We start from the raw sequence: 21,520 nt of genomic DNA on the forward strand, positions 1-21,520 counted from the left end.
TGTGCTCAGGCAGGTGCGTCTATCAGCGCCAGCGCGTCGGCGATCGACTGGCTGTCTTCAGGCCGCACCAGCTTCGCGACCTGCTTGCCGTCGCGCATGAACACCAATGTGGGCCAGAGCCGCACGTTGAACGAACGGCCCAGTGGACGGCCGCTGCCGTCTTCCACCTTGATGCGGCGCACGTTCGGATACTTCGCGAAGGCCTCGGTGATGTTCGGCTGCGCGGCCTTGCAGATGCCGCACCAGTTGGTGCCGAACTCGACGACGGCGGGACCGGAGAGCGCGTCGATCTCGCTGCGCTCGGGTTGCTCGGTTTTGTATTCGGAGGTCATGGGGGTGCTTGCTTCCTGCGGCTGGGGAGTGGGCTGTGCTCCCTCGCATTCCAACAGAAACTCAGGCCGCCTGCAGCCCGTAGCCCGAAAGCAGCGCCGGGAGTTCGGCCATGTCGCTGAACACCTTCACCGCGCCCACGCTCAGCAACGGGCCGGGGCCGCTGTGGCCCGACTCGCCCGTGCTGTAGCCGAACACCGTCGCGCCCGCGGCCACGCCGGCCATCGCGCCGGTGACCGTGTCTTCCACGATGGCGCAGCGCCTGGGGTCGACGCCCAGTGCTTCGGCTGCGGCGAGGTACACGTCGGGATGCGGCTTGGAGCGCGGCATCTCGTGGCCGCTGAAGATGCGGCCCTGGAAACAGTCGAGCAGGCCGACCTTGGCGAGCTGCAGCTCGACCTTGTGGCGATCGGCGCCCGATGCGCAGGCGATGCGGCCCTTGAGCCTGGAGTGGATCTCGCGGATCGCGGCAGGGGCATGGGGGATGGCCGTGAGGTCGCGCTCCAGTGCCTCGTTGCGGCGGGCACGGAAGGTCTTGAGCCAGTCGTCGGTGATCTTGAAGCCCGTCTTCGATTCGATCAGGGCGGCTTCGTCCTTCACGGCTTTGCCTGTGAAGGTGTTCATGGATTCTTCCGTGGTGATTTGCCAGCCTAGTTCGCCGAGCATTTCGGCGAGGACTCGGTTGGTGATGGGTTCGGAGTCGACCAGGACGCCGTCGCAGTCGAAGAGGACTGCGGAGAAGGGGAAGGGGGTCATTGGGATTGGGGCCTGACTTTCGGATTGCCTTGATGGTAGCAACCGGCTTTGGAATTGCTGGTCCGGGGCCGGGTCTCGGCCCGGCGGGCGACCTACTTTTCTTTGCTTCGCCAAAGAAAAGTAGGCAAAAGAAAGGCGACCCTACTGTCTGCGTCCCTTCGCTTCGCTGCGGGCAACCTGCGGTGCTCGACGTAGGAGGGGGTCCGCAGAACTCGCTTCGCTCAAACAGCTGCGGCCCTTATCCCTCCTACGTCTGCGCTCCTCGGCGCAGCCAGAGGGGAGGGGAGACGTGCGGGCCATCGCTTTGCTCGGCCTTCTGAACAGCCTGGACTGGCCTTCGCTTCGCTCGGCCACGCATTGAGGCCCCGAAACTGCAATGGGCCCCTTGCCCCATTCCAAGCACAGCAGGCGCGCAGCGCTTGCTGTGCCTTGGGGGCCGAGCGCAGCGATGGCCTGCTCGGTCTCCAACTCCCTTCTGGCTGCGCCGAGGAGCGCAGCGTTTCGCGGATCAGGGATCGCAGCTGTCTGAGCGAAGCGAGTTCTGCGAGACCCCGCGAAACGCGAGCACCGCAGGTTGCCCGTAGCGAAGCGAAGGGACGCAGACAGTAGGGTCGCCTTTCTTTTGCCTACTTTTCTTTGGCGAAGCAAAGAAAAGTAGGTCGGCCGCCGGGCCGAGACCCGGCCCCGGAAAGCAATCTCAAGACACGGCCCGGATGGGGATATACATCTCGCCCCCGCCCGCCATGAACTCCTTCGATTTCTCTTCCATGCCCTCCGCCACGGCGGCAGTCTCGGCCACGCCCTTCTTCGCCGCGTACTCCCGCACTTCCTGAGTAATCTTCATCGAGCAGAACTTGGGCCCGCACATCGAACAGAAGTGCGCCACCTTGCTCGAATCCTTGGGCAAGGTCTCGTCGTGGAATTCCCGCGCAGTGTCGGGGTCAAGCCCCAGGTTGAACTGGTCCTGCCAACGAAACTCGAACCGCGCCTTGCTCAGCGCATCATCCCGCGACCGAGCCCCCGGATGCCCCTTCGCCACATCCGCAGCATGCGCCGCGATCTTGTACGCAATGATCCCCTGCTTCACATCGTCCCGATCAGGCAGCCCCAGGTGCTCCTTCGGCGTCACGTAGCAGAGCATCGCAGTCCCCGCCCAGCCGATCATCGCCGCGCCGATCGCGCTGGCGATGTGGTCGTAGCCCGGCGCGATGTCGATGGTCAGCGGCCCGAGCGTGTAGAACGGCGCCTCGTGGCAATGCTTGATCTGCTCGTCCATGTTCGACTGGATCATGTGCATCGGCACATGGCCCGGCCCTTCGATCATGGTCTGCACATCGTGTTTCCACGCGATCTGCGTGAGCTCGCCCAGCGTGCGCAGTTCGGCGAACTGGGCTTCGTCGTTGGCATCTGCGCCCGAGCCGGGGCGCAGGCCGTCGCCGAGCGAGAAGCTCACGTCGTAGGCCTTCATGATGTCGCAGATGTCCTCGAAGTGCGTGTAGAGGAAGCTCTCCTTGTGGTGCGCGATGCACCACTTGGCCATGATCGAGCCGCCGCGCGACACGATGCCCGTCATGCGGTTTGCCGTGAGGTGGATGAACGGCAGGCGCAGGCCGGCGTGGATGGTGAAGTAGTCGACGCCCTGCTCAGCCTGCTCGATGAGCGTGTCGCGGTAGATCTCCCAGGTGAGGTCCTCGGCCACGCCGCCGACCTTCTCGAGCGCCTGGTAGATGGGCACGGTGCCGATCGGCACGGGGCTGTTGCGCACGATCCAGTCGCGCGTGGTGTGGATGTTCTTGCCGGTGGAAAGATCCATCACGTTGTCCGCGCCCCAGCGGATGGCCCACACCAGCTTCTCGACCTCTTCCTCGATGCTCGAGGTGACGGCCGAGTTGCCGATGTTGGCGTTGATCTTCACCTTGAAGTTGCGACCGATGGCCATCGGCTCGACTTCGGGGTGGTTGATGTTGGCCGGAATGATCGCGCGGCCGCGCGCCACTTCGTCGCGCACGAACTCGGGCGTGATGATGCGCGGAATGCTCGCGCCCATCGGGTTGCCCGCCACGCGCTTCGCGCGCTCCTCGTTGGCGAGGTATTCGGCCATCCACTCGCGCTTGCCGTTCTCGCGCAGGGCCACGTACTCCATCTCGGGCGTGACGATGCCGCGGCGCGCGTAGTGCATCTGCGTGACGTTGGCGCCCGACTTCGCTCGGCGCGGCGTGCGCTGCAGCGCCGAGGCGCCGGCGCGAAGCTCTGCCAGGCGCTGGGCGTCGCGGTCTTCGTTCTTCGCGCCGTCGTCCAGCGCATGGTGCATGCGGCCCTCGTAGCTCTCGGTGTCGTTGCGCTCCGCGATCCACGCGCCGCGCACGTCCGGCAGGCCGCGGCGCACGTCGATCTCGACCTTCGGATCGGTGTACGGGCCCGAGGTGTCATAGAGCGACACGGTCTCGCCGTTGGTCAGCTGCACGTCTCGCACGGGCACGAACAGATCGGGCCGGCTGCCCGGAATCACGCACTTGTGCGACGCGGGAAAGGGCTCGCGCGTCAGCGAAAGCAGCGAGGTGAACTTGTCGGGGGCATTCATCGGAGGCACTCCTTGTTGAGGGAAAGGGTGCTCCGCAATCGCTCGGTGGACTTCGGGATGCCCGTCACGGAAGGGGGGGGTGACGGACCGGAGTCAGGGAGTGCAGCTCTTCTTACGCCGGTATGACCCGGATCAAGTTCGCGGGTCGGCAGCTTTGCCATCTCAGCACGCCACATGCGTGCACCCCGGAGCGGGGCCGATTGTGCGAGCCCCGGCCCGGCGCGTCAACCCGGGGTTGTTACTGCAGGTCGCCGTCGACGTAGAACCAGCGCCCGTCCTCGCGCACGAAGCGGCTGCGCTCGTGCAGGCGCGTGGCGGCGCCGGAAGGGCCGCGCTGGCGCGCGACGAACTCGACTTCGGCATGGTCCGCGTCGAGCACGGAGCGCGAACGGACGTCGAGCCCCAGCCACTTGACGCCCGGCTCGAACTCGATGGAAGCCGGACGTTTCGACGCGTGCCAGGTGGCGAGCAGGTACTCGCCTCGCTCCAGCACGAAGGCCGAATAGCGCGAACGCATCAGCGATTCGGCATCCGGCGCGGGCGTGTTCGAGAAATCGTCGAGATAGCGGCCGCAGCACATGGCGTAGGCCACGGGCTTGTCGCGGCGGTCGGTTCGGCCGCAGGGGCAAGGCCCGGTAGGGGGATCGATGGAACTCATGAAGACCGCTATTGGAACACCTTGCGGACCTGCTGCCGACAGGGCAAGCCCCGAGGCTATGAAGACCGGCTCGCGGCGATGGCCTCCTGCAGCGCCTGCGCGTCGGCCGGCTTGTAGATCAGCGCATAGCCTGCGCGCTCGACCTCGGCCCGTGTCGCATGCGCGGTCTCGCCGGTGAGGATGACCACGTTGCGCGCCTTGCCGACGGCCTGCAGGGCCTGCGCCGCCGCCAGGCCCGAGAGGCCGCTGCCCAGCCGCAGGTCGCTCAGCATCAGGTCGAACACGCCGCCGTGCTGCAGGGCCTCGCGCGGATTCGAGGCCAGCGCGACCTCGTGGCCCCAGCTGGTCAGCAGCGAGCGCATGGCTTCGCGCACAGGCTCCTCGTCATCGAGCACGAGGATGCGGATCGGCGCCAGGGCCGCTCCCGCAACGGGTACGGCCGCCGCTTCGCCGTCCTGCTGCGCCGCCGCACCGGCGGACGCGGCCGCTTCCTCCAGCACCAGCGAGAAGGTGCTGCCGCGCCCCGGCGCGGTACGCACCTGGATGCGCGAGCCCATGGCCTGGGCCATGCTCGCCACCAGCGACAGGCCCAACCCGAGGCCCCGGCTGCGGTCGCGCCCCGGGTTGTCGACCTGGAAGAACTCCTCGAACACATGCGCCTGGTGCCGCGCCTCGATGCCCACGCCGGAGTCGCGCACCTCGATGCGCCATGCGGGCAGGCCATCGGCAGAACGATGCAGCCGGCGCGCGAAGACGAAGACCGTGCCCCCGGGCGTGTACTTGATGGCGTTGTCCACGAGGTTGCCCAAAAGACGCGCCAGCATGCGCGCGTCGGCGCGCACCACGGCCTCGGTCGGGCGGATGCGCAGCGCGAGGCCCTTGGCATCTGCCAGCGCGGCGAAGCGGCCGTTCAGCGCCTCGAAGACGGGATCGAGCTGCACGGCCTCCAGCCGCACCGGGGCCACGCCGCCGTCGAGCTGCGCGATGTCGAGCAGGGCATCGACCGAACCGCGCAGCGCATCGACGCTGTCGCGCATGAAGCGCAGGTTGTCGGCGTTCGGCGCGTCGCGGGTGTTGAGCGCATCGACGAAGATCGCCAGCGCATGCATCGGCTGGCGCAGGTCGTGGTTGGCGGCCGCGAAGATGCGCGCGCGCTGCGCCGCGAGCTGGGCCACGTGGTCGAGCTGGCGCGCGAGCGCATCGGCCAGCCGTGCGTTCTCGAAGCCGTGCTCGATGGAGCGCACGATCAGCCGGTTCTGCTTGCGCGCGTAATAAAGCGCCGCGAACATCTGCGACACCACCAGGCAGCCCATGAGGATGGTCACGCTGCCCGGCTCCACCACCAGCCGCAGCGCCATGCCGAGGAACATCGGCACGCTGAAGCACAGCGCGGCCAGCCACCATTGCGCGAGCGCCGCGATGACGACGCCGGAGACGCCGCTGATGAAGAAATACATCAGCAGGATCAGCGTGAGGTTGTCGTGCGGGAAGAAGAGCCACGGCGCCAGCCCCCAGATCAGCCCCGGCACCAGCATGCGCACTTCGAGCCGGCGGCGCATGCTCACCGCATTGCCCGCGTCGATGCCGGCGGGATCGAAGCGGCGCAGGTAGCGATGCCGTTGCCACTGCGAGGTGTGCACCAGCAGCCCCCACGCCAGCGCGCCCAGGTTGTGCGTGAGCACGAGAAAGGTGATCCAGAAGATGGCGGCGACGCTGGCCGCCATGAGCGGCGTGTCGTAGGTGTCGTCCAGGTAGGCCCGTGCGAGGCTCTGGTCTACCAGCGGATTGGGGTTGGGCGCCTCGACCCAGTAGTCGCGCAGGCGCCGCAGCAGCGGTGCCGGAAAGGGCGCGCGGGTGGAGCTGGGGGAGGACGGCTGCATTGAGGGGCAGGTAACCGGCGCCCGATTTTGCGCGCTTTGCAGGGCATTCGCGCGGGCCCCGCGGGCATCCACTCTTGGCGCGGCGCTTGCTAAACGTTAGCGTTACAACGCCTTCGAGAAAGCACGCGATGTACCTCACAGCTCCTGAACAGCAGGCCCTGCGCGGCGTTTTCGCGCTGCTGGCCGAAGACGACCGCGACGAACGCGAGATCCGCGAGCGCCTGGGCCGGGCACTGCTCGACCTGCTGCATGCGGACCAGTTCGCCTCGTTCGTGTGGGACGCCGCAAGCGGCAGCTTCGGCTCGCGCGTGGCGCTGCACATGGACCCTGCCAACCTCGACAGCTACGCGCGGTGGCACCAGCACCACGACCCGATCACCTTCGTGCTGCAGTCGCGCCGCCGCGCCACGCGCGTGACCGAGGTGATACCGCAGCGCGAGCTGATGCGCACACCCTTCTTCAACGACTTCCTCGCGCGCGACGGGCTGCACTGGGGCATGAACCTTCATGCCTTCGAGGGCGATCGTGCGCTGGGCGATCTGCGCATCTGGCGTCGCAAGGGGCGCGGCGATTTCGGCGATCACGAGAAGGCGCTCCTGGACCTGATCGAGCCGGCATTCATAGGGGCCCTGCAGCGGGCGCAGCGCGTGGCGGCGACTGCATCGCCCTTGCCGTCCGGCGCGCAGGACGCCGCCTGGGCCTTGCTGAGCGCACGCGAGCAGGAAGTGGCGCGCTGCGTGCGCGAAGGGCTCACAGACAAGGAGATCGCGCGGCGCATGGCGGTGAGCGTGCCCACGGTGCGCACCTACCTGCGTCGCATCTTCGACAAGCTGGGCATCGAGCGCCGCTCGGCGCTGGCGGGCCGGACCATGCCGGCCGCGCGCTGACGACGACGCCCGCCTATCGCCCGGCCGTCATCACCTCGGCGCCGGCAGGCGGCCCAGCACCTGCTCCACCGCGAGCCCCAGGGCCAGCAGCCTGCGGTCACTGCCTGCCGGTCCGTCGAGCTCCAGCCCCACCGGCAGGCCCGTCGTCGCGCCGAGGCCCGAGGGCAGCTGCACGCCCGGAATGCCGGCGTTGCTTCCGGGGTCGGTGTTCTGGATCAGCGCGCCGAAGTTCTCGGGGCTGCTGGCCTCCGGGGCCGCCGCCAGCGCCACGCGCGGCACCGTCGGGAACACCAGCGCGTCGAGCCTGTTCTTCGTGAAGGTGTCGCGGTAGAGCTTCTGCAGCGCGGGGCGCGCGACGCGCATCGCGCTGTCGTAGACCGGCTTCGCATCGACCACGCCGTTCGGCGCCGGCAGCTTGCGCGGGATGACGAAGGCCTCGAAGGTGCCCTTGACGTCGGGGCTGGCGATACCGGCCGTGAGCTGCGCGATGTCGATGCCGGTGCGGTACTTCGAGAGGTAGGCCACCATGTCGTCGTTCGCCTCGTAGAGCGCGAGCGGAAAGCCGACCGCGCCATTGAGCTCCATCAGCTTCGGCATCTCCACGTCCACCAGCGTGATGCCGGCCGCGCGCAGCTTCGCGAGCGCGGCGTCGGTGACGGCGCGCGTGTCGGCATCGAGGTTGGCGAGAAATGCCGGCACCACGCCGAGGCGCACGCGCTTCAGGTCGGCGGGCCTCGACGGCTTGCCGCCGGCGATGACGCTGTCGAGCAGCGCGACGTCGGCCATCGACTGCGCCATCGGCCCGGCGGTGTCGCGCGTGTGCGAGATCGGCGCAATGCCCTGCTGCGGGTAGCGCCCCACCGTCGGACGCAGCGACGCGCAGCCGTTGAACGCGCAGGGAATGCGCACCGAGCCGCCCGTGTCGGTGCCCAGCGCGGCCGGCACCATGCGCGCGCCCAGCGCCGTGCCGTTCCCCGAGGACGAGCCGCCGGCGATGCGGGTCGCGTCGTAGGCATTGCGCACGCCCACGTCGGGCCCGCTGTGGAAGCCGGGGTTGTAGCCGGTGACGCCGAAGGCCAGCTCGTGCATGTTCGTCTTGCCGAGGATGACGGCGCCGGCGGCGCGCAGCTTCGCCACCACAGGAGCGTCGGCCGCGGGCACGAAGCCCTTGAGCGCGGGCGAGCCGGCCGTCGCGGGCAGGCCCTGCACCTGGATGTTGTCCTTGATGGCCACCGGCAGCCCCGCCAGCGGCTTGCATGCGCCGCCGCGCTTGCGCAGTGCGTCGGCCGCGCGCGCCTGCTTCAGCGCACCGGCCTCGTCGAGGGTGATGAAAGCGTTGAGGTTCGCCTTCGCCTTGGCTTGCGCGATGTAGGCCGCCGTCAGCTGCTCGCTGGTGACCGTGCCCGCGCACAGCTGCCGCATGGCCTCCGTCGCTGTCAGCGTTGCGATGTCGGGTGCCGCCGGCTGGGCCCGGGCGGAAAAGGCGAACGCGACGGCGAACGGCAGGAGCGCCAGCCGCGCGGCAAGGGGAATGGGTTTCTGAACGGTCATGGCAAGGGCCTCCGGGAAAGAGGCGGCCATGGTGCGCCGGCGCGCGGCGCCTGTCTGTCATCCAAACCGATGACAGGCAGGAACGGGTCGCCGCCGCCCTACCTGAACATCACCCACTCGGGCCGCATGTTGAAGCGCACCGGCAGGAGGCTCACGCCGAGCCCGCTGGTCACGTACATGCGCCGGCCCTTGTGGGTGACCCAGCCGTAGGCCCACTCGCGCGGGGCCGCTCCCGGCACGATCAGCGCCCCGAGCCCCGGCAGGCTGACCTGTCCGCCATGCGTGTGCGAAGCCACCACCAGCCCCCGCGTGCGCGGCATGGTCGCGAAACTGAAGGGGTCGTGCATCATGACCAGCGTCGCAGCGCCGGGCGGCACGCCGGCCAGCGCCCGCATGGGCTCCGAATGGCCGGTCGAGTGGTCGCCGATGCCAACCACCCAGACGTCGTGGCCGGGCAGCCGCACCGAGGCGTTCTCCAGCACGCGGATGCCATGCGCGGCCAGCGCCTGGGCGGTGCGCGGCCCGTCATGCCACCAGTCGTGATTGCCGAGCACCGCGTACACGCCCTGCGGCGCCGCGAGCCGGCCCAGCACGGCGGCCATCTCCTCGATGGAGAGCGCCTCGTCGTCGCCCGAGCCGGCGAGGAAGTCGCCGGGCAGCAGCACCACGTCGGGCTGCGCGGCATTGATCTCGTCGACGAGGCGCGCGGCCCGCTCCACGCTCGTGATGCGCCACGCAGAACGCGTGGTGAGATGCCAGTCGCCCGCCACCGCCAACTTGAGGCCTGCCGGCGCGGTCCACTCCGTCGAGCTCAAGGGCTCGACACGCGCCGCCACCCAGCGCGGCTCGATGACGAAGCCCCAGATTGCCGGCGCCGCCAGCAGGAGCGCCGCGGCGATGCGGCCCCAGCGGCGCCCGCGGCGTTCGCTCACGCCAGCGCGCGTTGGATCAGCAGCTTCTGGATGTCCGAAGTGCCTTCGTAGATCTGGCACACGCGCACGTCGCGGTAGATGCGCTCGAGCGGGAAGTCGTTGACGTAGCCGTAGCCGCCCAGCGTCTGGATGGCCGCGCTGCACACGCGCTCGGCCATCTCGCTGGCGAACAGCTTGGCCATGGCGGCCTCCTTCAGGCAGGGCAGGCCGGCATCGCGCAGGCTGGCCGCATGCCAGATGAGCTGGCGCGCAGCCTCGATCTGCGTCGCGCATTCGGCAAGGCGGAAGCCCACGGCCTGCTGGTCGAAGATCGAGCCGCCGAAGGCCTGGCGCTCCTTGGCATAGGCCAGCGCCACGTCGAAGGCGCTGCGCGCCATGCCCACGCTCTGCGCGGCGATGCCGATGCGCCCGCCTTCCAGCGCGCCGAGCGCGATCTTGTAGCCCTCGCCTTCCGCGCCGATCAGGTTCTCGCGCGGGATGCGGCAGCCGTCGAAGTTGATCTGTGCGGTGTCGCTGCTGTGCTGGCCCAGCTTGTCTTCCAGGCGCGCCACGGCGTAGCCGGGCGTGTCGGTGGGCACGATGAACGCGCTCATGCCGCGCTTGCCTGCGCCCTTGTCGGTCACGGCGATGACGATGGCCACCTGGCCGTTCTTGCCGCTGGTGATGAACTGCTTCACGCCGTCGATCACGTAGCCGTCGCCGTCCTTGCGCGCCGTGGTGCGCAGGCTGGATGCATCGCTGCCGGCCTGCGGCTCGGTGAGACAGAAGGCGCCGAGCATCTGCCCCTGCGCCAGCGGCTCCAGCCATTGCTTCTTCTGCTGCGCGTTGCCGTAGCGCATGAGGATGGCGTTGACGGGGCAGTTGGTCACGCTGATGGCGGTGCTGGTGCCGCCGTCGCCGGCCGCGATTTCCTCCAGCACCAGCGCGAGCGTGAGGTAGTCGAGGCCGGCGCCGCCATGCTCCTCGGGCACGCAGATGCCGTAGGCGCCCAGCGCCGCGAGGCCCTGGTGGGCTTCCTTCGGAAAGCTGTGCTCGCGGTCCCACTTCGGCGCGTTGGGCCAGAGTTCGGCTTGCGAGAAATCGCGTACCGCGTCGCGGATGGCTTCCTGGTCGGCGCTGAGCAGCATGGCGTTGTCTCCTGTCTTTCTTTCTCGTTCGTGCTTCTTGCTTCTGCTTACTTGCCGGCGCCCAGGTCCATGATCAGGCGGGCGGCCATGTACAGGCGACGCGGAATGGAGCTGATGTCCACGTACTCGGCCTTGTCGCTGTGATAGCCGAAGCCCGGCAGGCCCAGGCTTTCGATCACGGGTTTGCCCGAGAGCGCCGCATAGGCGGCGTCGGTGCCGCCGCCGGTGCGCTCTTCCACGCCCAGCGTGCCGCCGGCTTCCTTGTAGTAGGCCACGGCCTTGTCGACCAGCTTCTTGCCGCCTTCGCCGGCATTGAAGGCCGGACGGCCGCGGGTGACGATCACCTTCACGTCGGCCTCGGGCAGCTTCTTCTGCTGCGCGCGTTCTTCCAGCGTCTTCATGGCTGCGTCGAAGTCCTCGTTGCGCGCGTAGCGAACGTCGGCGTTCAGCGTGGCGCTGGCGGGGATGATGTTCGAGACGTTGCCGGCCTTGGCGATGGTCCAGTTGAAGCGCAGGTTCTTCGACTTGTCGTCGATGTTCATCGTGCGCAGCACCAGGTCGGAGGCCTCGACCAGCGCATTCACACCCAGCTCGGGCGCCGCGCCCGCATGCGACGCCTTGCCGGTGATGTTGACCTGCACGTAGGCGATGCCCGAGGTGCCCAGCGAGAGCTTCTCGTCGCCGGCGCTGGTGGGCTCGAAGGAGAGCACGTAGTCGGCCAGCTTGGCTTCTTCCTGGATCAGGTCGCGCGAGCCGAAGGAACCCTTTTCTTCGTCGGTGTTGAACAGCACGGTGATGGTGCCGTAGTCGCGCACGCCGTAGTCCTTCAGCAGCTTGAGCGTGTGCAGGATGACCGCGTTGCCGCCCTTGTCGTCGGCGATGCCGGGGCCGTAGGCCTTGTCGCCTTCCACGCGGAACGGCGCCTTCGCGAGGATGCCCTTCAGGTAGACCGTGTCCATGTGCGACATCAGCAGCAGGTTCTTGCCGCCGCGGCCCTTGATCTTGCCCACGATGTTGTCGCCCACCACGAGGCCGACCGACTTGCTGCGCGTGACCGTGAAGCCCAGGTTCTTGAGCTCGGCCTCGAGGTAGTTGCCGGCGGCGGCGATGCCCTCGGCGTCACCGGTGCCGGTCTCGATGTTGACCAGCTTCTCCAGGGTCTTGATCACGGCCGGCTGCTCGTCGGTGGCGGCCTGGAACAGCACGTTGTCGCGCTTCTGGGCCCAGGCAGCCGGCGCCAGGAAAATCAGGGCGGCCAATGCGGCGACGGTGTGACGGGGAATGGCCGAATACATGAGCGAAGTCTCCAGGTGACAAATAGATAGGCGAAGCTGCCATTCTAGGCACCGCTCTAGGGAGAAAACGCTCTCAGCGAGCCCCGAGTTCGACGCACTGCTGCAGTGAAAAGGCGGTTCCCCCGAGCTGATTCGCAAGGCCCTGCAGCCGCTCCGATCCGAGGCGATGCGCATCGGCACGCAGAAGCTTCAGCATGTGCAGCTGTGCGTCTGTGAGCCGCGACTGCGCATCGATCGAGAGCCAGCAATAAAGTCTCGTGAGATCTATGGGGTCGGTCGACCATCGCTGCTGGAAATACGCGACCAGCCCATCCGTATCGTGCGCGTATCCGGCCCGGCGCGCTGCGAACTCCAGCTCCAGGCCACGCGCCGCATCCTTGGTCATGCCATCGATGCCCAGAAGCAGGCGGCGCCCCAGCTGCAGACGGCACTCCGGATGTCCGCGTTCAGCGCCCCGGAGCAGCCAATGCCTGGCGATGTCGGCATGCCCGGAGGACAGCCGTCCGCGCTTGACCTGGCTCACAAGGCCCGTCATCAGGCACATCGCTGCAGCGTCACCGCCCTTCGCCATTTCCTCCAATCGATTCATCGGCCGTTCGAGCGGATACACGAAGCCTCCATCCGGCTGCAGCACCTGCAGCGCGAGGTGCGCCAACTCGAAGCCTTCGGCCGCCAGTTGCCTCCAACGCCTCTCGCGCTGAATGAGGCCCTCCTTTGTCGCATAGCGGCGGCTGGGTCGATTCCATTGGGACAACTCGCTGAAGAGCTCCCGCTCGTGAATGGTCCGCTGCTCGACGCTCAGCCGGGCGGCGTGTCGCGAGTCGAAGGCGGGCAGGTCCCTGCGAGGGAAATGCTCGCGAGTCGACTCGAACAGCAGCATGGCGCAGGCGGCGAAAAAGAGCGCCCCCACGGATGCCGCCAGCCAAGGCAGCGGCCGACGATTCTGCGCGGCCATTCAACGGCTGGCCGCAACGATTTCCACATCGGCGGGACACGAGCGACCGGGCTCCCGCCATCCGATGACCGTTCTTGTGCGTGCGTCGCGCACAAGCTCATAGCCATGGTCGTAGATGCCCGACTCGTCCAGCGTGGCCAGCCGAGGCTGGAGACGACGGCCGATTAGGCGCTGCGCGCGCGCAGAATCGGTGTCGCAAAAACGATGGCCCGAAACCCGCAGCTGGAGCCTGCAGATGGTGCTGCCATCTGACTGGAATTTCGAATAGCTGCCCAAAACAGCCTGCCCCGGCATTTCCGTGAAATTCGAGAAATTGCTGACAGAGCCTTTATTCAGGTAATTTCCGTCAATTCGAACGGAGAGTCGTCGCTCGATGCTTTGAGGATCGCACAATACGGCGGCGCCTTCCCGACCCAATGCCGTCAGCCTCAAAAGTATTTCATCGGCTTCGGCAAAAACGAGACTGGCAGACGGCTCCCGCAAGGCGAGGAGTGCCAGAAAAATCGCCCCGATCGATACCAATGCTGGCAATTTCAGGGCATCGAGCAATGACCGCGGAAATTGCCCACAAATCGCCGGATGGCCTGCAGCCAATACGAGCCCCATCCCTCTCTTCTCGTTCATTATGAATTCCATTCCACGCGCCTTGTCGCCACGCCTTGGCGATCTTTGGCGCGCGGATGGTATCAGAGAAGCAGAAAAATAAATGCCGATTTACATTATTTTTTCAATGACGTCATTAATGACCAAAAATGACGAAATATATAAATCGTTAACAACAAATAAATTAAATCAGTTCGAGCGCCACGGCCGTACCTTCACCCCCACCGATGCACAGCGTGGCCACACCGCGCGTCTTGCCGCGCGCCTTCAGCGCGTGGATCAGCGTGACCATGATGCGCGCGCCGCTGGCGCCGATCGGGTGGCCCAGAGCGCAGGCGCCGCCGTGCACGTTGACGATGTCGTGCGACACGTCGAGCTCGTGCATCAGCGCCATCGGCACCACTGCGAAGGCTTCGTTCACTTCCCACAGGTCGACGTCGCGGGCCTTCCAGCCGGTCTTGGCGAAGAGCTTCTGCACGGCACCGACCGGTGCGGTGGAGAACCACTCGGGCTGCTGCGCGTGCGTGGCATGGCCGACGACGCGGGCGATGGGCTTCGCGCCGATCTTCTTCGCGTGCGACTCGGTCATCATCACCAGCGCGGCGGCGCCGTCGTTGATCGACGAGCTCGATGCGGCGGTGATGGTGCCGTTCTCCTTCTTGAATGCGGGCTTGAGCGTGGGGATCTTGTCGAGCTTGACCTTGCCCGGGCCTTCGTCGACCGAGATCACGGTGTCGCCGCCGCGGCCCTTGACCGTGACGGGCACGGTCTCGTCCTTGAAGAGGCCAGTGTCGGTGGCCTTCTTGGCGCGCTCGACGCTGGCGATGGCGAAGGCGTCCTGCTGCTCGCGGGTGAACTTGTACTTGGCGGCGCAGTCCTCGCCGAAGGTGCCCATGGAGCGGCCGGGCTGGTAGGCGTCTTCGAGGCCGTCGAGCATCATGTGGTCGAAGATGCGGTCGTGGCCCATGCGGTAGCCGCCGCGGCCCTTGAGCATGAGGTAGGGCGCGTTGGTCATGCTTTCCATGCCGCCGGCCACCATCACCTCGTGCGTGCCGGCCAGCAGCAGGTCGTGCGCGAGCATCGCGGCCTTCATTGCCGAGCCACACATCTTGCTGAGCGTGACCGCGCCCGCGCTGTCGGGCAGGCCGCCCTTGTAGGCCGCCTGGCGCGCCGGGGCCTGGCCCTGGCCGGCCATCAGGCAGTTGCCGAACAGCACCTCGCCCACGCTGTCGGGCGCGATGCCGGCGCGCTCGACGGCGGCCTTGATGGCCGCGCCGCCGAGGTCGTGCGCGGAGAGGGAGGCGAAGTCGCCCTGGAAGCTGCCCATGGGGGTGCGTGCGGCGCCGACGATGACGATGGATTCGGACATGGAGGTCTCCTTCAGTTCAGTAATGCGAAAGCGGAATCACGAAAGCGGAATAGGGAACGATCGGTCAGAAATGCGTCGCGTGCCCCTCGTGCTGGAAGCGCTGCGACTCTTCGTAAGGGAACACATCCAGCATCTGGCCGGCCTGGATGCGCTCCTTGTGGTGCTGCCAGAAGGCGGCGTCGAGCAGGTCGGCGTGGTGCGCCATGAAGGCCGCGCGCACGTCCTTGTTGCCCAGCAGGAAGGGCTCGAAGGTCTCGGGGAACACGTCCTTCGGGCCCACCGAGTACCAGACCTCGCCGCTCATCTCGTCTTCCTCGTTGCGCGGCGCGGGCACCTTGCGGAACTTGCAGTCGGTGACGTATTCGATCTCGTCGTAGTCGTAGAACACGACCTTGCCGCCGCGCGTGACGCCGAAGTTCTTCCACAGCATGTCGCCGGGGAAGATGTTGGCCGCGACCATGTCCTTGATGGCATTGCCGTATTCGATGACCGCGCGCTCCAGCTGCTCCTTCGCGCGCTTGGCGTGCGCCGGGCTCTCGGGGTTGGCCAGTGCGTCGAAGGCTTCCTGCAGGTAGATGTTGAGCGGGATCATGCGCCGCTCGATGTAGACGTGCTTGACCACGACTTCCATTTCCCCGTTGCCGTCGCGGTCGCCGATCTCGAGCTGGCTGGGCGCGAACTTGCGGATCTCCTCGATCAGCTCGGGCTCGAAGCGGTCGAGCGGGAAGCCAACGTCGCTGTACTCCAGCGTATCGGCCATGCGGCCCACGCGGTCGTGCTGCTTCACGAGCATGTACTTGCCCTTGATCTGCTCGCGCGTGGTGTCCTTCTGCGGCGGATAGAAGTCCTTGATGACCTTGAACACGAACGGAAACGACGGCAGGTCGAACACCAGCATGACCATGCCCTTGATGCCGGGCGCGATGCGGAAGCGGTCGCTCGAGTAGTTCAGGTGCGAGAGGAAGTCGCGGTAGAAGAGCGTCTTGCCCTGCTTGGCCAGGCCCAGCGCGTTGTAGATCTCGGCGCGCGGCTTGCGCGGCATGAGCGAGCGCAGGAACTGCACCCAGGCCGAGGGCACCTCCATGTCGACCATGAAGTACGCACGCGCGAAGCTGAAGAGCATCTGCAGGTCGTCTTCGCCGAAGAGCGCCGCGTCGATGTAGAACCGGCCGTGACTGTCGTGCAGTATGGGCAGCGAGAACGGCAGCTCGGTGAAGCCGTTCATGATCTTGCCGACCACGTACGCGCCCTTGTTGCGGAAGAACAGGCCCGACAGCACCTGCAGCTGGAAGTTGGCGCGCAGCTTGACCTGGTGGAAGCGGTTCAGGATGACGCGAGCCACTCGCTCCGCGTCGCGGCGCTTGTTGGCGAAGCTGCCGAGCAGGGCGAAGTCGTCGAGCATCTGCTCGATGGTGTCGGCCAGCGTGTCGGGCGCGGGGTAGTAGGGGCGGTAGGTGGGTGCGCCGCGCGGCTCGATGTACTCGGTGCTGATGGCCGGGCGCACGAAGATGAAGTCGTTCTGGAAGTACGCGCGGTGCAGGATCTTCGTGGTGACCGAGTTGAAGAAGCTCTCGGCCAGCTCGGGCTGGTGGTGGTCCACCAGCAGGCCGATGTAGTGCAGCTTGATCTGGTGCCACACGTCCATGGGCTGCTCGCCGGCCTTGAACTCCTTCTCGAGCCGGGCCACGGCCTCGCTCACGCGCAGGTCGTAGAACTCGATGCGCTCGCGCTGCGCGCGCTGCTGGCCGTGCCAGTCGGCGGTTTCGAAGCGGTGCTTGGCGCGCGCCGACTCGGCCCTGAACAACCGGTAGTGCCGGTTGAAGCCGTCCATCATCGCCTTCGCGATGTCGTAGGCCAGCGGCGAATCGAGGCGCTGCGGGAACATGACGGGGCGAAGGCGCGGCTGGACGGGAAGGCGGCGGGCCGCTCGGTGTCAGGCCTGGTCTGTGCCTTCGGCCTTGGGCTGCGTGCCCTGCGCCCCGACCGACCGCACCACCTCGCCCGGCTTGCTCCACTTGTGGCGGATGCGCTGCACCGTGGCCTTGTAGGCGGCGTCGAGCGGCTGGGTGCCGTCCACGCTCAGGCCCAGGTCCTGCAGCAGGCCGTCGTGCACGCCGAAGGTCCAGCCGTGGATCTTGACCTTCTGGCCGCGCGCCCAGGCATCGACCATCACGGTGCTGACGGCCACGTTCACCACCTGCTCTGCCACGTTGAGCTCGCACAGTGCGTCGACGCGAGCATCCTCGTCGGGCAGGCTCTCGAGCATCACGTGGTGGCGGTCGCGCACGTCCTGGATGTGGCGGATCCAGTTGTCGGCCAGGCCGATGCGCTTGCCGCTGAGCGCGGCCTTCACGCCCGCGCAGCCGTAGTGGCCCACCACCATGATGTGCTCGACCTTCAGGTGCTCGACCGCGAACTGGATCGCCGAGAGCGCGTTGAGGTCGGAGTGCACCACGATGTTGGCGACGTTGCGGTGCACGAACACTTCGCCCGGCTCCAGGCCGGTGATCTGGTTGGCGGGCACTCGGCTGTCGGAACAGCCGATCCACATGTAGCGCGGCGTCTGCTGCTTCACCAGGCTGGTGAAGAAGCCGGGCCGGTCGCGCTCCATCTGGGCGGACCAGGCGCGGTTGTGGGCGAAGAGGTCGTCGAGGGTATCGGATTTGTCGGACATAGTTGGCTATTGTCGATGAGTCGTGTATCAGGCCTTGGCTTCGGCCGGTCTGGGGGCCTTGCCGGCCTTCTGCGCCTTGGCGAGCGTCGCCCGCCCCTTCTTCTCGTGCTCCTTCACTTCCGCGAGGTTGGCCTGCAATTCGGCCAGCTGCGCCTCGAGCTGGGCCCTGTGGGTACCCAGCACGCCGAGGAACTTCTCCAGCTGCGCGACGGTATCGCGCGGGCTGTCGTACATGTCGAGGATATCTTTTGCCTCCGTCAGGCTCAGGCCGAGGCGCTTGGCGCGCAGCGTGAGCGTGAGCCGGGCGCGGTCGCGCGTGCTGTAGATGCGCTGCAGCCCGGCGCGCTCGGGGGCCAGCAGGCCCATGTCCTCGTAGAAGCGGATGGCCCGCGTCGTGAGGTCGAACTCCTTCGCGAGCTGGCTGATGGTGAAGGTCTGCGCGGGCATGACGACGATGGCGGCTGGCGGGAAAAATGGCCTTGACTGGGGGCGTTACGGGCGCGACAGCAGGTTTGCGCCGCGATCCCTACAATGGTGCCCTTGACTCATGACGTTTACGTAAACGTCAATCTTACATGAACCTCCTCGAACGCGAACTCCACTACCCCCTCGGCGACACGCTCCCCGAGCCCGGCCAGGCCCTGGAAGTGGCACCCGGCGTGCGCTGGATCCGCATGCGACTGCCCTTCGCGCTCGACCACATCAACCTCTGGCTGCTGCGCGACAGCATCGACGGCGTCGAGGGCTGGACGGTGGTCGACTGCTGCATCGCCCGCGACGAGGCGCGCGCCCAGTGGGAACAGGTGTTCGAGACGCAGCTGCAGGGCATGCCGATCCTGCGCGTCATCGTCACGCACATGCACCCCGACCACATCGGCCTGGCCGACTGGCTTTGCAAGCGCTGGAACGCCCCCCTGTGGATCAGCTCGACCGACTACCACGTGGCCCGCGTGCTCAGCACCGCCGGCGACACCCTGGCGGGCGGCGAGCAGGCCGCTCGCTTCTTCGCCTCTCACGGCCTGACCGACCCCGAGTCCGTCGCGAAGATCCGTGCGCGCACCAACTACTACGCGAACATGGTGCCCTCGGTGCCCGACAGCTTCGTGCGCATGCTCGACGGCGACATAGTGAACATCGGTGGCCACGCCTGGCGCTGCATCAGCGGCTACGGTCATGCGCCCGAGCACATCTCGCTGTACTGCGACGAGCTCAAGCTGCTGCTGGGCGGCGACATGATGCTGCCGCGCATCTCCACCAACGTGAGCGTGCACGCGGGCGAGCCCGAGGCGAACTCGCTGCGCCTCTTCCTCGACAGCATCGAGAGGTTCAAGTCGCTGCCGGCCGACACGCTGGGCCTGCCCTCGCACGGCAAGCCCTTCCGGGGCATCCATCGCCGCGTCGAGCAGCTGCAGGAGCACCACCGCGACCGGCTCGCCGAACTGCTCGAGGCCTGCACCGCGCGCGCTCTGACGGCCGCCGAGGGCCTGCCGATCCTGTTCAAGCGCGAACTCGACCTGCACCAGATGACCTTCGCGATGGGCGAAACCGTGGCGCACCTTCACCTGCTTTGGTTCGCGGGCCAGGTGCGGCGCGAGCTGGGCAAGGACGGCATCTATCGCTTCGGCCCCAAGGCCACGGTGGCCGCGACGGCTTAGACTCGGCGGATGGACACGCTGGCTCAGCTGCGCGCGGGCCGGCTGGCAGGCGCAACACGCATCGACCTCTCGTGCGGACTCACCGAGTTTCCGCGCGAGGTCTTCGACCTTGCCGATTCGCTCGAGGTGCTGAACCTGTCGGGCAATGCGCTCGACGCCCTGCCCGACGACCTGCATCGCCTGCGCAGGCTGCGCGTGCTCTTCTGCTCGGACAACCGCTTCACCACGCTGCCCGAATCGATAGGCCGCTGCCATGGCCTCGACATCGTCGGCTTCAAGGCCAACCGCATCAGCAGGGTTCCGGCCGCGGCGCTGCCGCTTTCGCTGCGCTGGCTGATCCTCACCGACAACGCAATCGAGGAACTGCCCGAGTCGCTGGGCGCATGCACGCGGATGCAGAAGCTGATGCTGGCAGGCAACCGCCTGCGCGCGCTGCCCGCGTCGATGGCCGCGCTCAGGCAGCTGGAACTGCTGCGCATCTCCGCCAATCGCTTCGAGGCCCTGCCCGAATGGTTGCTTTCGCTGCCGCGCCTGTCGTGGCTCGCCTGCGCGGGCAATCCCTTCGACACGCAAGCCGAGGACGCGGCCATCGTCGCCCAGTCGGTACCGCATGTCGACTGGAGCGAACTGACACTGGGCGAGAAGCTCGGCGAAGGCGCCTCGGGCGTGATCCACGGGGCCACGCTCGGCGCTGCCGCTCAGCCCGTGGCGGTCAAGCTCTTCAAGGGCGCGGTGACAAGCGACGGCTGGCCGCACAGCGAAATGGCCGCCAGCATTGCGGCCGGCGCACACCCCACGCTGATCGCCGCGCAGAGCCGCATCGACGGCCATCCCGAAGGCACGGAGGGCCTGGTGATGGCGCTGGTCGATCCCGCGTTCGCCACGCTCGCAGGGCCGCCGAGCCTCGCATCGTGCACGCGCGACGTCTATGCCGACGAGGCGCTTTGGACATCCGGCGCGGCACTGCGCATCGCCCGCGACATCGCATCGGCCATGCGGCACCTGCACGCGCGCGGGATTCTTCACGGCGACCTCTACGCACACAACATCCTCTGGCACGCCCAGGGCGGCGGACGGCTGGGCGACTTCGGCGCCGCCTGGCTCACGGGTTCGCTCGATGCGGCACAGGCACGAGCCTTCCAGGCGCTGGAAGTGCGCGCCTTCGGCTGCCTGCTAGAGGAACTGCTCGAGCGCTGCACCGATGCAGCTCCCGCATCGGTGGCCGCGCTGAAAGACCGCTGCCTGCATCCCGCCCCCGCCACGCGCCCGACATTCGCCGAGGCCCTGTCGCTGCTACAGCAGGCATCTTCCGCGCCATGACCCGGCGCCGGCCACCCCAGCTGCCGCTGCCCACGCGCGACGGCGTCGGCCCGAGCTGCATCGGCTTGCCGTACGGCCCCTGGCCGACGATCGCCGAGTTCCTGATCGAGCGCTTTCCCGTCATCACGCGCGAAGCCTGGCTGGAGCGCATCGAGGCGGGAGACGTGGTCGATGAGCACGGCGTGCCCGTGACCCTGACGCGCCGCTACCAGTCGCCTCTGCGCGTGTACTACTACCGCACGCTCGACGGCGAGACGGCCATTCCCTTCGAGGAGCAGGTCGTGTTCCAGGACGACGAGCTGCTGGTGGTCGACAAGCCCCCCTTCGTGCCCGTCACGCCCAAGGGCAAGTACCTGAAGGAAAGCCTGCTGGTGCGCCTCAAGCGCAAGCTGAAGCTCGACGACCTCGTGCCGCTGCACCGCATCGACCGCAGCACCTCGGGGCTGGTGCTGTTCTCCGTGCGGCCCGCCACGCGCGGCGCCTACCAGTCGCTGTTTCCCGAGCGGCGCATCACCAAGCACTACGAGGCCGTGGTGCCTTGGCGCGAGGGCGTGTCGTCGGTGCCCGAGGTCTATCGCAGCCGGCTGGTCGACGACGATCACTTCATGCGCGTGCGCGAGGAGCCCGGCGAGCCCAACTCCGAGACCCGCATCGAGGTGCTGCGGGTGCACGAAGGCCAGGCGCTGCTGCGGCTGTCGCCGATCACGGGCCGCAAGCACCAGCTGCGCGTGCACTGCATGGCGCTGGGCATGCCGATCGTGAACGACCCGATCTACCCCGTGCTGCTGCCCGAGGGCGCCGACGATTTCGACAAGCCCATGCAGCTGCTGGCCCGGTCGCTCGACTTCTCCGATCCGCTGACCGGCGCTCCCCGCAGCTTCACCAGCCCCCGCAGCCTGCTGCTGACACCGAGGTGACGCGCGCGCGGCGCGGCGCGCACTAAGCTC

Annotated in this window: 19 protein-coding genes and 1 riboswitch; of the genes, 4 read left to right on the forward strand and 15 right to left on the reverse strand. The window is 67.5% G+C overall.

Going from position 1 to position 21,520, the window contains the following annotated elements; translation table 11 throughout:
- Positions 1-5 precede the first annotated feature (5 nt).
- The 5 genes from ABL840_RS34820 to ABL840_RS34840 all read right to left on the reverse strand — a co-directional run bounded on the left by ABL840_RS34820 (position 6) and on the right by ABL840_RS34840 (position 6,205).
- Complete coding sequence (locus ABL840_RS34820) at positions 6-332, reverse strand: thioredoxin family protein (RefSeq protein ID WP_093205930.1); 327 nt, start codon at positions 330-332, stop codon at positions 6-8.
- A 61-nt stretch (positions 333-393) separates the two neighbouring features.
- Positions 394-1,086 (reverse strand): HAD family hydrolase, encoded by a 693-nt coding sequence (locus ABL840_RS34825; RefSeq protein ID WP_093304675.1) that lies wholly within the window; start codon positions 1,084-1,086, stop codon positions 394-396.
- Between the two features lie 697 nt (positions 1,087-1,783).
- Positions 1,784-3,667, reverse strand: a complete 1,884-nt coding sequence (gene thiC, locus ABL840_RS34830; RefSeq protein WP_093304677.1) for a phosphomethylpyrimidine synthase ThiC — start codon at positions 3,665-3,667, stop codon at positions 1,784-1,786.
- Between the two features lie 92 nt (positions 3,668-3,759).
- Positions 3,760-3,865: riboswitch (TPP riboswitch) on the reverse strand.
- Positions 3,866-3,905: 40 nt separating this feature from the next.
- Positions 3,906-4,325 carry a YchJ family protein gene (locus ABL840_RS34835; RefSeq protein WP_093205936.1) on the reverse strand — a complete coding sequence of 140 codons (420 nt, stop codon included), beginning with the start codon at positions 4,323-4,325 and terminating at the stop codon, positions 3,906-3,908.
- A gap of 56 nt (positions 4,326-4,381) precedes the next feature.
- Positions 4,382-6,205, reverse strand: a complete 1,824-nt coding sequence (locus ABL840_RS34840; protein ID WP_093304678.1) for a hybrid sensor histidine kinase/response regulator — start codon at positions 6,203-6,205, stop codon at positions 4,382-4,384.
- Between the two features lie 128 nt (positions 6,206-6,333).
- On the opposite strand from ABL840_RS34840, the gene ABL840_RS34845 reads away from it, so the two are divergent.
- Positions 6,334-7,092 carry a helix-turn-helix transcriptional regulator gene (locus tag ABL840_RS34845; RefSeq protein WP_093304680.1) on the forward strand — a complete coding sequence of 253 codons (759 nt, stop codon included), beginning with the start codon at positions 6,334-6,336 and terminating at the stop codon, positions 7,090-7,092.
- Between the two features lie 30 nt (positions 7,093-7,122).
- On the opposite strand, the gene iaaH is transcribed toward ABL840_RS34845, so the two are convergent.
- From iaaH to ABL840_RS34895, 10 genes are all read right to left on the reverse strand, one after another.
- Positions 7,123-8,643: an indoleacetamide hydrolase gene (iaaH, locus tag ABL840_RS34850; protein ID WP_093304681.1), complete on the reverse strand. Its 1,521-nt coding sequence runs from the start codon at positions 8,641-8,643 to the stop codon at positions 7,123-7,125.
- A gap of 98 nt (positions 8,644-8,741) precedes the next feature.
- On the reverse strand, positions 8,742-9,575 hold the full coding sequence (locus tag ABL840_RS34855; RefSeq protein ID WP_093304683.1) for a metallophosphoesterase: 834 nt from the start codon (positions 9,573-9,575) through the stop codon (positions 8,742-8,744).
- A complete protein-coding gene (locus ABL840_RS34860) occupies positions 9,572-10,702 on the reverse strand; it encodes an acyl-CoA dehydrogenase family protein (protein WP_093304685.1) in 1,131 nt (376 codons plus the stop codon). Before ABL840_RS34860 ends, ABL840_RS34855 begins: the two co-directional genes overlap by 4 nt.
- Positions 10,703-10,749: 47 nt before the next feature.
- On the reverse strand, positions 10,750-11,997 hold the full coding sequence (locus ABL840_RS34865) for a glutamate carboxypeptidase (protein ID WP_093304687.1): 1,248 nt from the start codon (positions 11,995-11,997) through the stop codon (positions 10,750-10,752).
- 73 nt (positions 11,998-12,070) lie between these two features.
- Positions 12,071-12,952, reverse strand: a complete 882-nt coding sequence (locus ABL840_RS34870; protein WP_093304689.1) for a hypothetical protein — start codon at positions 12,950-12,952, stop codon at positions 12,071-12,073.
- Positions 12,953-13,576 carry a hypothetical protein gene (locus tag ABL840_RS34875; protein ID WP_143042964.1) on the reverse strand — a complete coding sequence of 208 codons (624 nt, stop codon included), beginning with the start codon at positions 13,574-13,576 and terminating at the stop codon, positions 12,953-12,955.
- 163 nt (positions 13,577-13,739) lie between these two features.
- Positions 13,740-14,924 carry an acetyl-CoA C-acyltransferase gene (locus ABL840_RS34880; protein WP_093304693.1) on the reverse strand — a complete coding sequence of 395 codons (1,185 nt, stop codon included), beginning with the start codon at positions 14,922-14,924 and terminating at the stop codon, positions 13,740-13,742.
- Between the two features lie 64 nt (positions 14,925-14,988).
- Positions 14,989-16,809, reverse strand: a complete 1,821-nt coding sequence (gene aceK, locus ABL840_RS34885; protein WP_093304695.1) for a bifunctional isocitrate dehydrogenase kinase/phosphatase — start codon at positions 16,807-16,809, stop codon at positions 14,989-14,991.
- Positions 16,810-16,857: 48 nt separating this feature from the next.
- The gene (gene can / locus ABL840_RS34890; RefSeq protein WP_093205956.1) at positions 16,858-17,598 is read right to left on the reverse strand and encodes a carbonate dehydratase; all 741 of its coding nucleotides are present in this window, start codon (positions 17,596-17,598) and stop codon (positions 16,858-16,860) included.
- 27 nt (positions 17,599-17,625) lie between these two features.
- A complete protein-coding gene (locus ABL840_RS34895) occupies positions 17,626-18,045 on the reverse strand; it encodes a MerR family transcriptional regulator (protein WP_093205958.1) in 420 nt (139 codons plus the stop codon).
- A gap of 128 nt (positions 18,046-18,173) precedes the next feature.
- On the opposite strand from ABL840_RS34895, the gene ABL840_RS34900 reads away from it, so the two are divergent.
- Genes ABL840_RS34900 through ABL840_RS34910 form a run of 3 tightly spaced genes read left to right on the forward strand, consistent with a single transcriptional unit; the run spans position 18,174 to position 21,490 of the window.
- A complete protein-coding gene (locus tag ABL840_RS34900; protein ID WP_093304697.1) occupies positions 18,174-19,253 on the forward strand; it encodes an MBL fold metallo-hydrolase in 1,080 nt (359 codons plus the stop codon).
- A gap of 9 nt (positions 19,254-19,262) precedes the next feature.
- Positions 19,263-20,573 (forward strand): protein kinase, encoded by a 1,311-nt coding sequence (locus tag ABL840_RS34905; protein ID WP_093304699.1) that lies wholly within the window; start codon positions 19,263-19,265, stop codon positions 20,571-20,573.
- A complete protein-coding gene (locus ABL840_RS34910; RefSeq protein ID WP_093304700.1) occupies positions 20,570-21,490 on the forward strand; it encodes a pseudouridine synthase in 921 nt (306 codons plus the stop codon). The genes ABL840_RS34905 and ABL840_RS34910 overlap by 4 nt, the downstream gene beginning before the upstream one ends.
- Positions 21,491-21,520 lie beyond the last annotated feature (30 nt).

The organism is Variovorax sp. NFACC27, assembly GCF_048301545.1.
In the GTDB taxonomy this organism is placed as follows: Bacteria; Pseudomonadota; Gammaproteobacteria; order Burkholderiales; family Burkholderiaceae_C; genus Variovorax; species Variovorax gossypii.

Bases quoted from the DNA above. Each gene is read 5' to 3' on its own strand.
- ABL840_RS34880 (WP_093304693.1), bottom strand. From the start codon at position 14,924: ATGTCCGAATCCATCGTCATCGTCGGCGCCGCACGCACCCCCATGGGC.
- thiC (WP_093304677.1), bottom strand. From the start codon at position 3,667: ATGAATGCCCCCGACAAGTTCACCTCGCTGCTTTCGCTGACGCGCGAG.
- ABL840_RS34825 (WP_093304675.1), bottom strand. From the start codon at position 1,086: ATGACCCCCTTCCCCTTCTCCGCAGTCCTCTTCGACTGCGACGGCGTC.
- aceK (WP_093304695.1), bottom strand. From the start codon at position 16,809: ATGTTCCCGCAGCGCCTCGATTCGCCGCTGGCCTACGACATCGCGAAG.
- ABL840_RS34860 (WP_093304685.1), bottom strand. From the start codon at position 10,702: ATGCTGCTCAGCGCCGACCAGGAAGCCATCCGCGACGCGGTACGCGAT.
- ABL840_RS34820 (WP_093205930.1), bottom strand. From the start codon at position 332: ATGACCTCCGAATACAAAACCGAGCAACCCGAGCGCAGCGAGATCGAC.
- ABL840_RS34840 (WP_093304678.1), bottom strand. From the start codon at position 6,205: ATGCAGCCGTCCTCCCCCAGCTCCACCCGCGCGCCCTTTCCGGCACCG.
- ABL840_RS34875 (WP_143042964.1), bottom strand. From the start codon at position 13,576: ATGAACGAGAAGAGAGGGATGGGGCTCGTATTGGCTGCAGGCCATCCG.
- ABL840_RS34910 (WP_093304700.1), top strand. From the start codon at position 20,570: ATGACCCGGCGCCGGCCACCCCAGCTGCCGCTGCCCACGCGCGACGGC.
- can (WP_093205956.1), bottom strand. From the start codon at position 17,598: ATGTCCGACAAATCCGATACCCTCGACGACCTCTTCGCCCACAACCGC.
- ABL840_RS34905 (WP_093304699.1), top strand. From the start codon at position 19,263: ATGGACACGCTGGCTCAGCTGCGCGCGGGCCGGCTGGCAGGCGCAACA.
- ABL840_RS34865 (WP_093304687.1), bottom strand. From the start codon at position 11,997: ATGTATTCGGCCATTCCCCGTCACACCGTCGCCGCATTGGCCGCCCTG.
- iaaH (WP_093304681.1), bottom strand. From the start codon at position 8,643: ATGACCGTTCAGAAACCCATTCCCCTTGCCGCGCGGCTGGCGCTCCTG.
- ABL840_RS34845 (WP_093304680.1), top strand. From the start codon at position 6,334: ATGTACCTCACAGCTCCTGAACAGCAGGCCCTGCGCGGCGTTTTCGCG.
- ABL840_RS34895 (WP_093205958.1), bottom strand. From the start codon at position 18,045: ATGCCCGCGCAGACCTTCACCATCAGCCAGCTCGCGAAGGAGTTCGAC.
- ABL840_RS34900 (WP_093304697.1), top strand. From the start codon at position 18,174: ATGAACCTCCTCGAACGCGAACTCCACTACCCCCTCGGCGACACGCTC.
- ABL840_RS34870 (WP_093304689.1), bottom strand. From the start codon at position 12,952: ATGGCCGCGCAGAATCGTCGGCCGCTGCCTTGGCTGGCGGCATCCGTG.
- ABL840_RS34835 (WP_093205936.1), bottom strand. From the start codon at position 4,325: ATGAGTTCCATCGATCCCCCTACCGGGCCTTGCCCCTGCGGCCGAACC.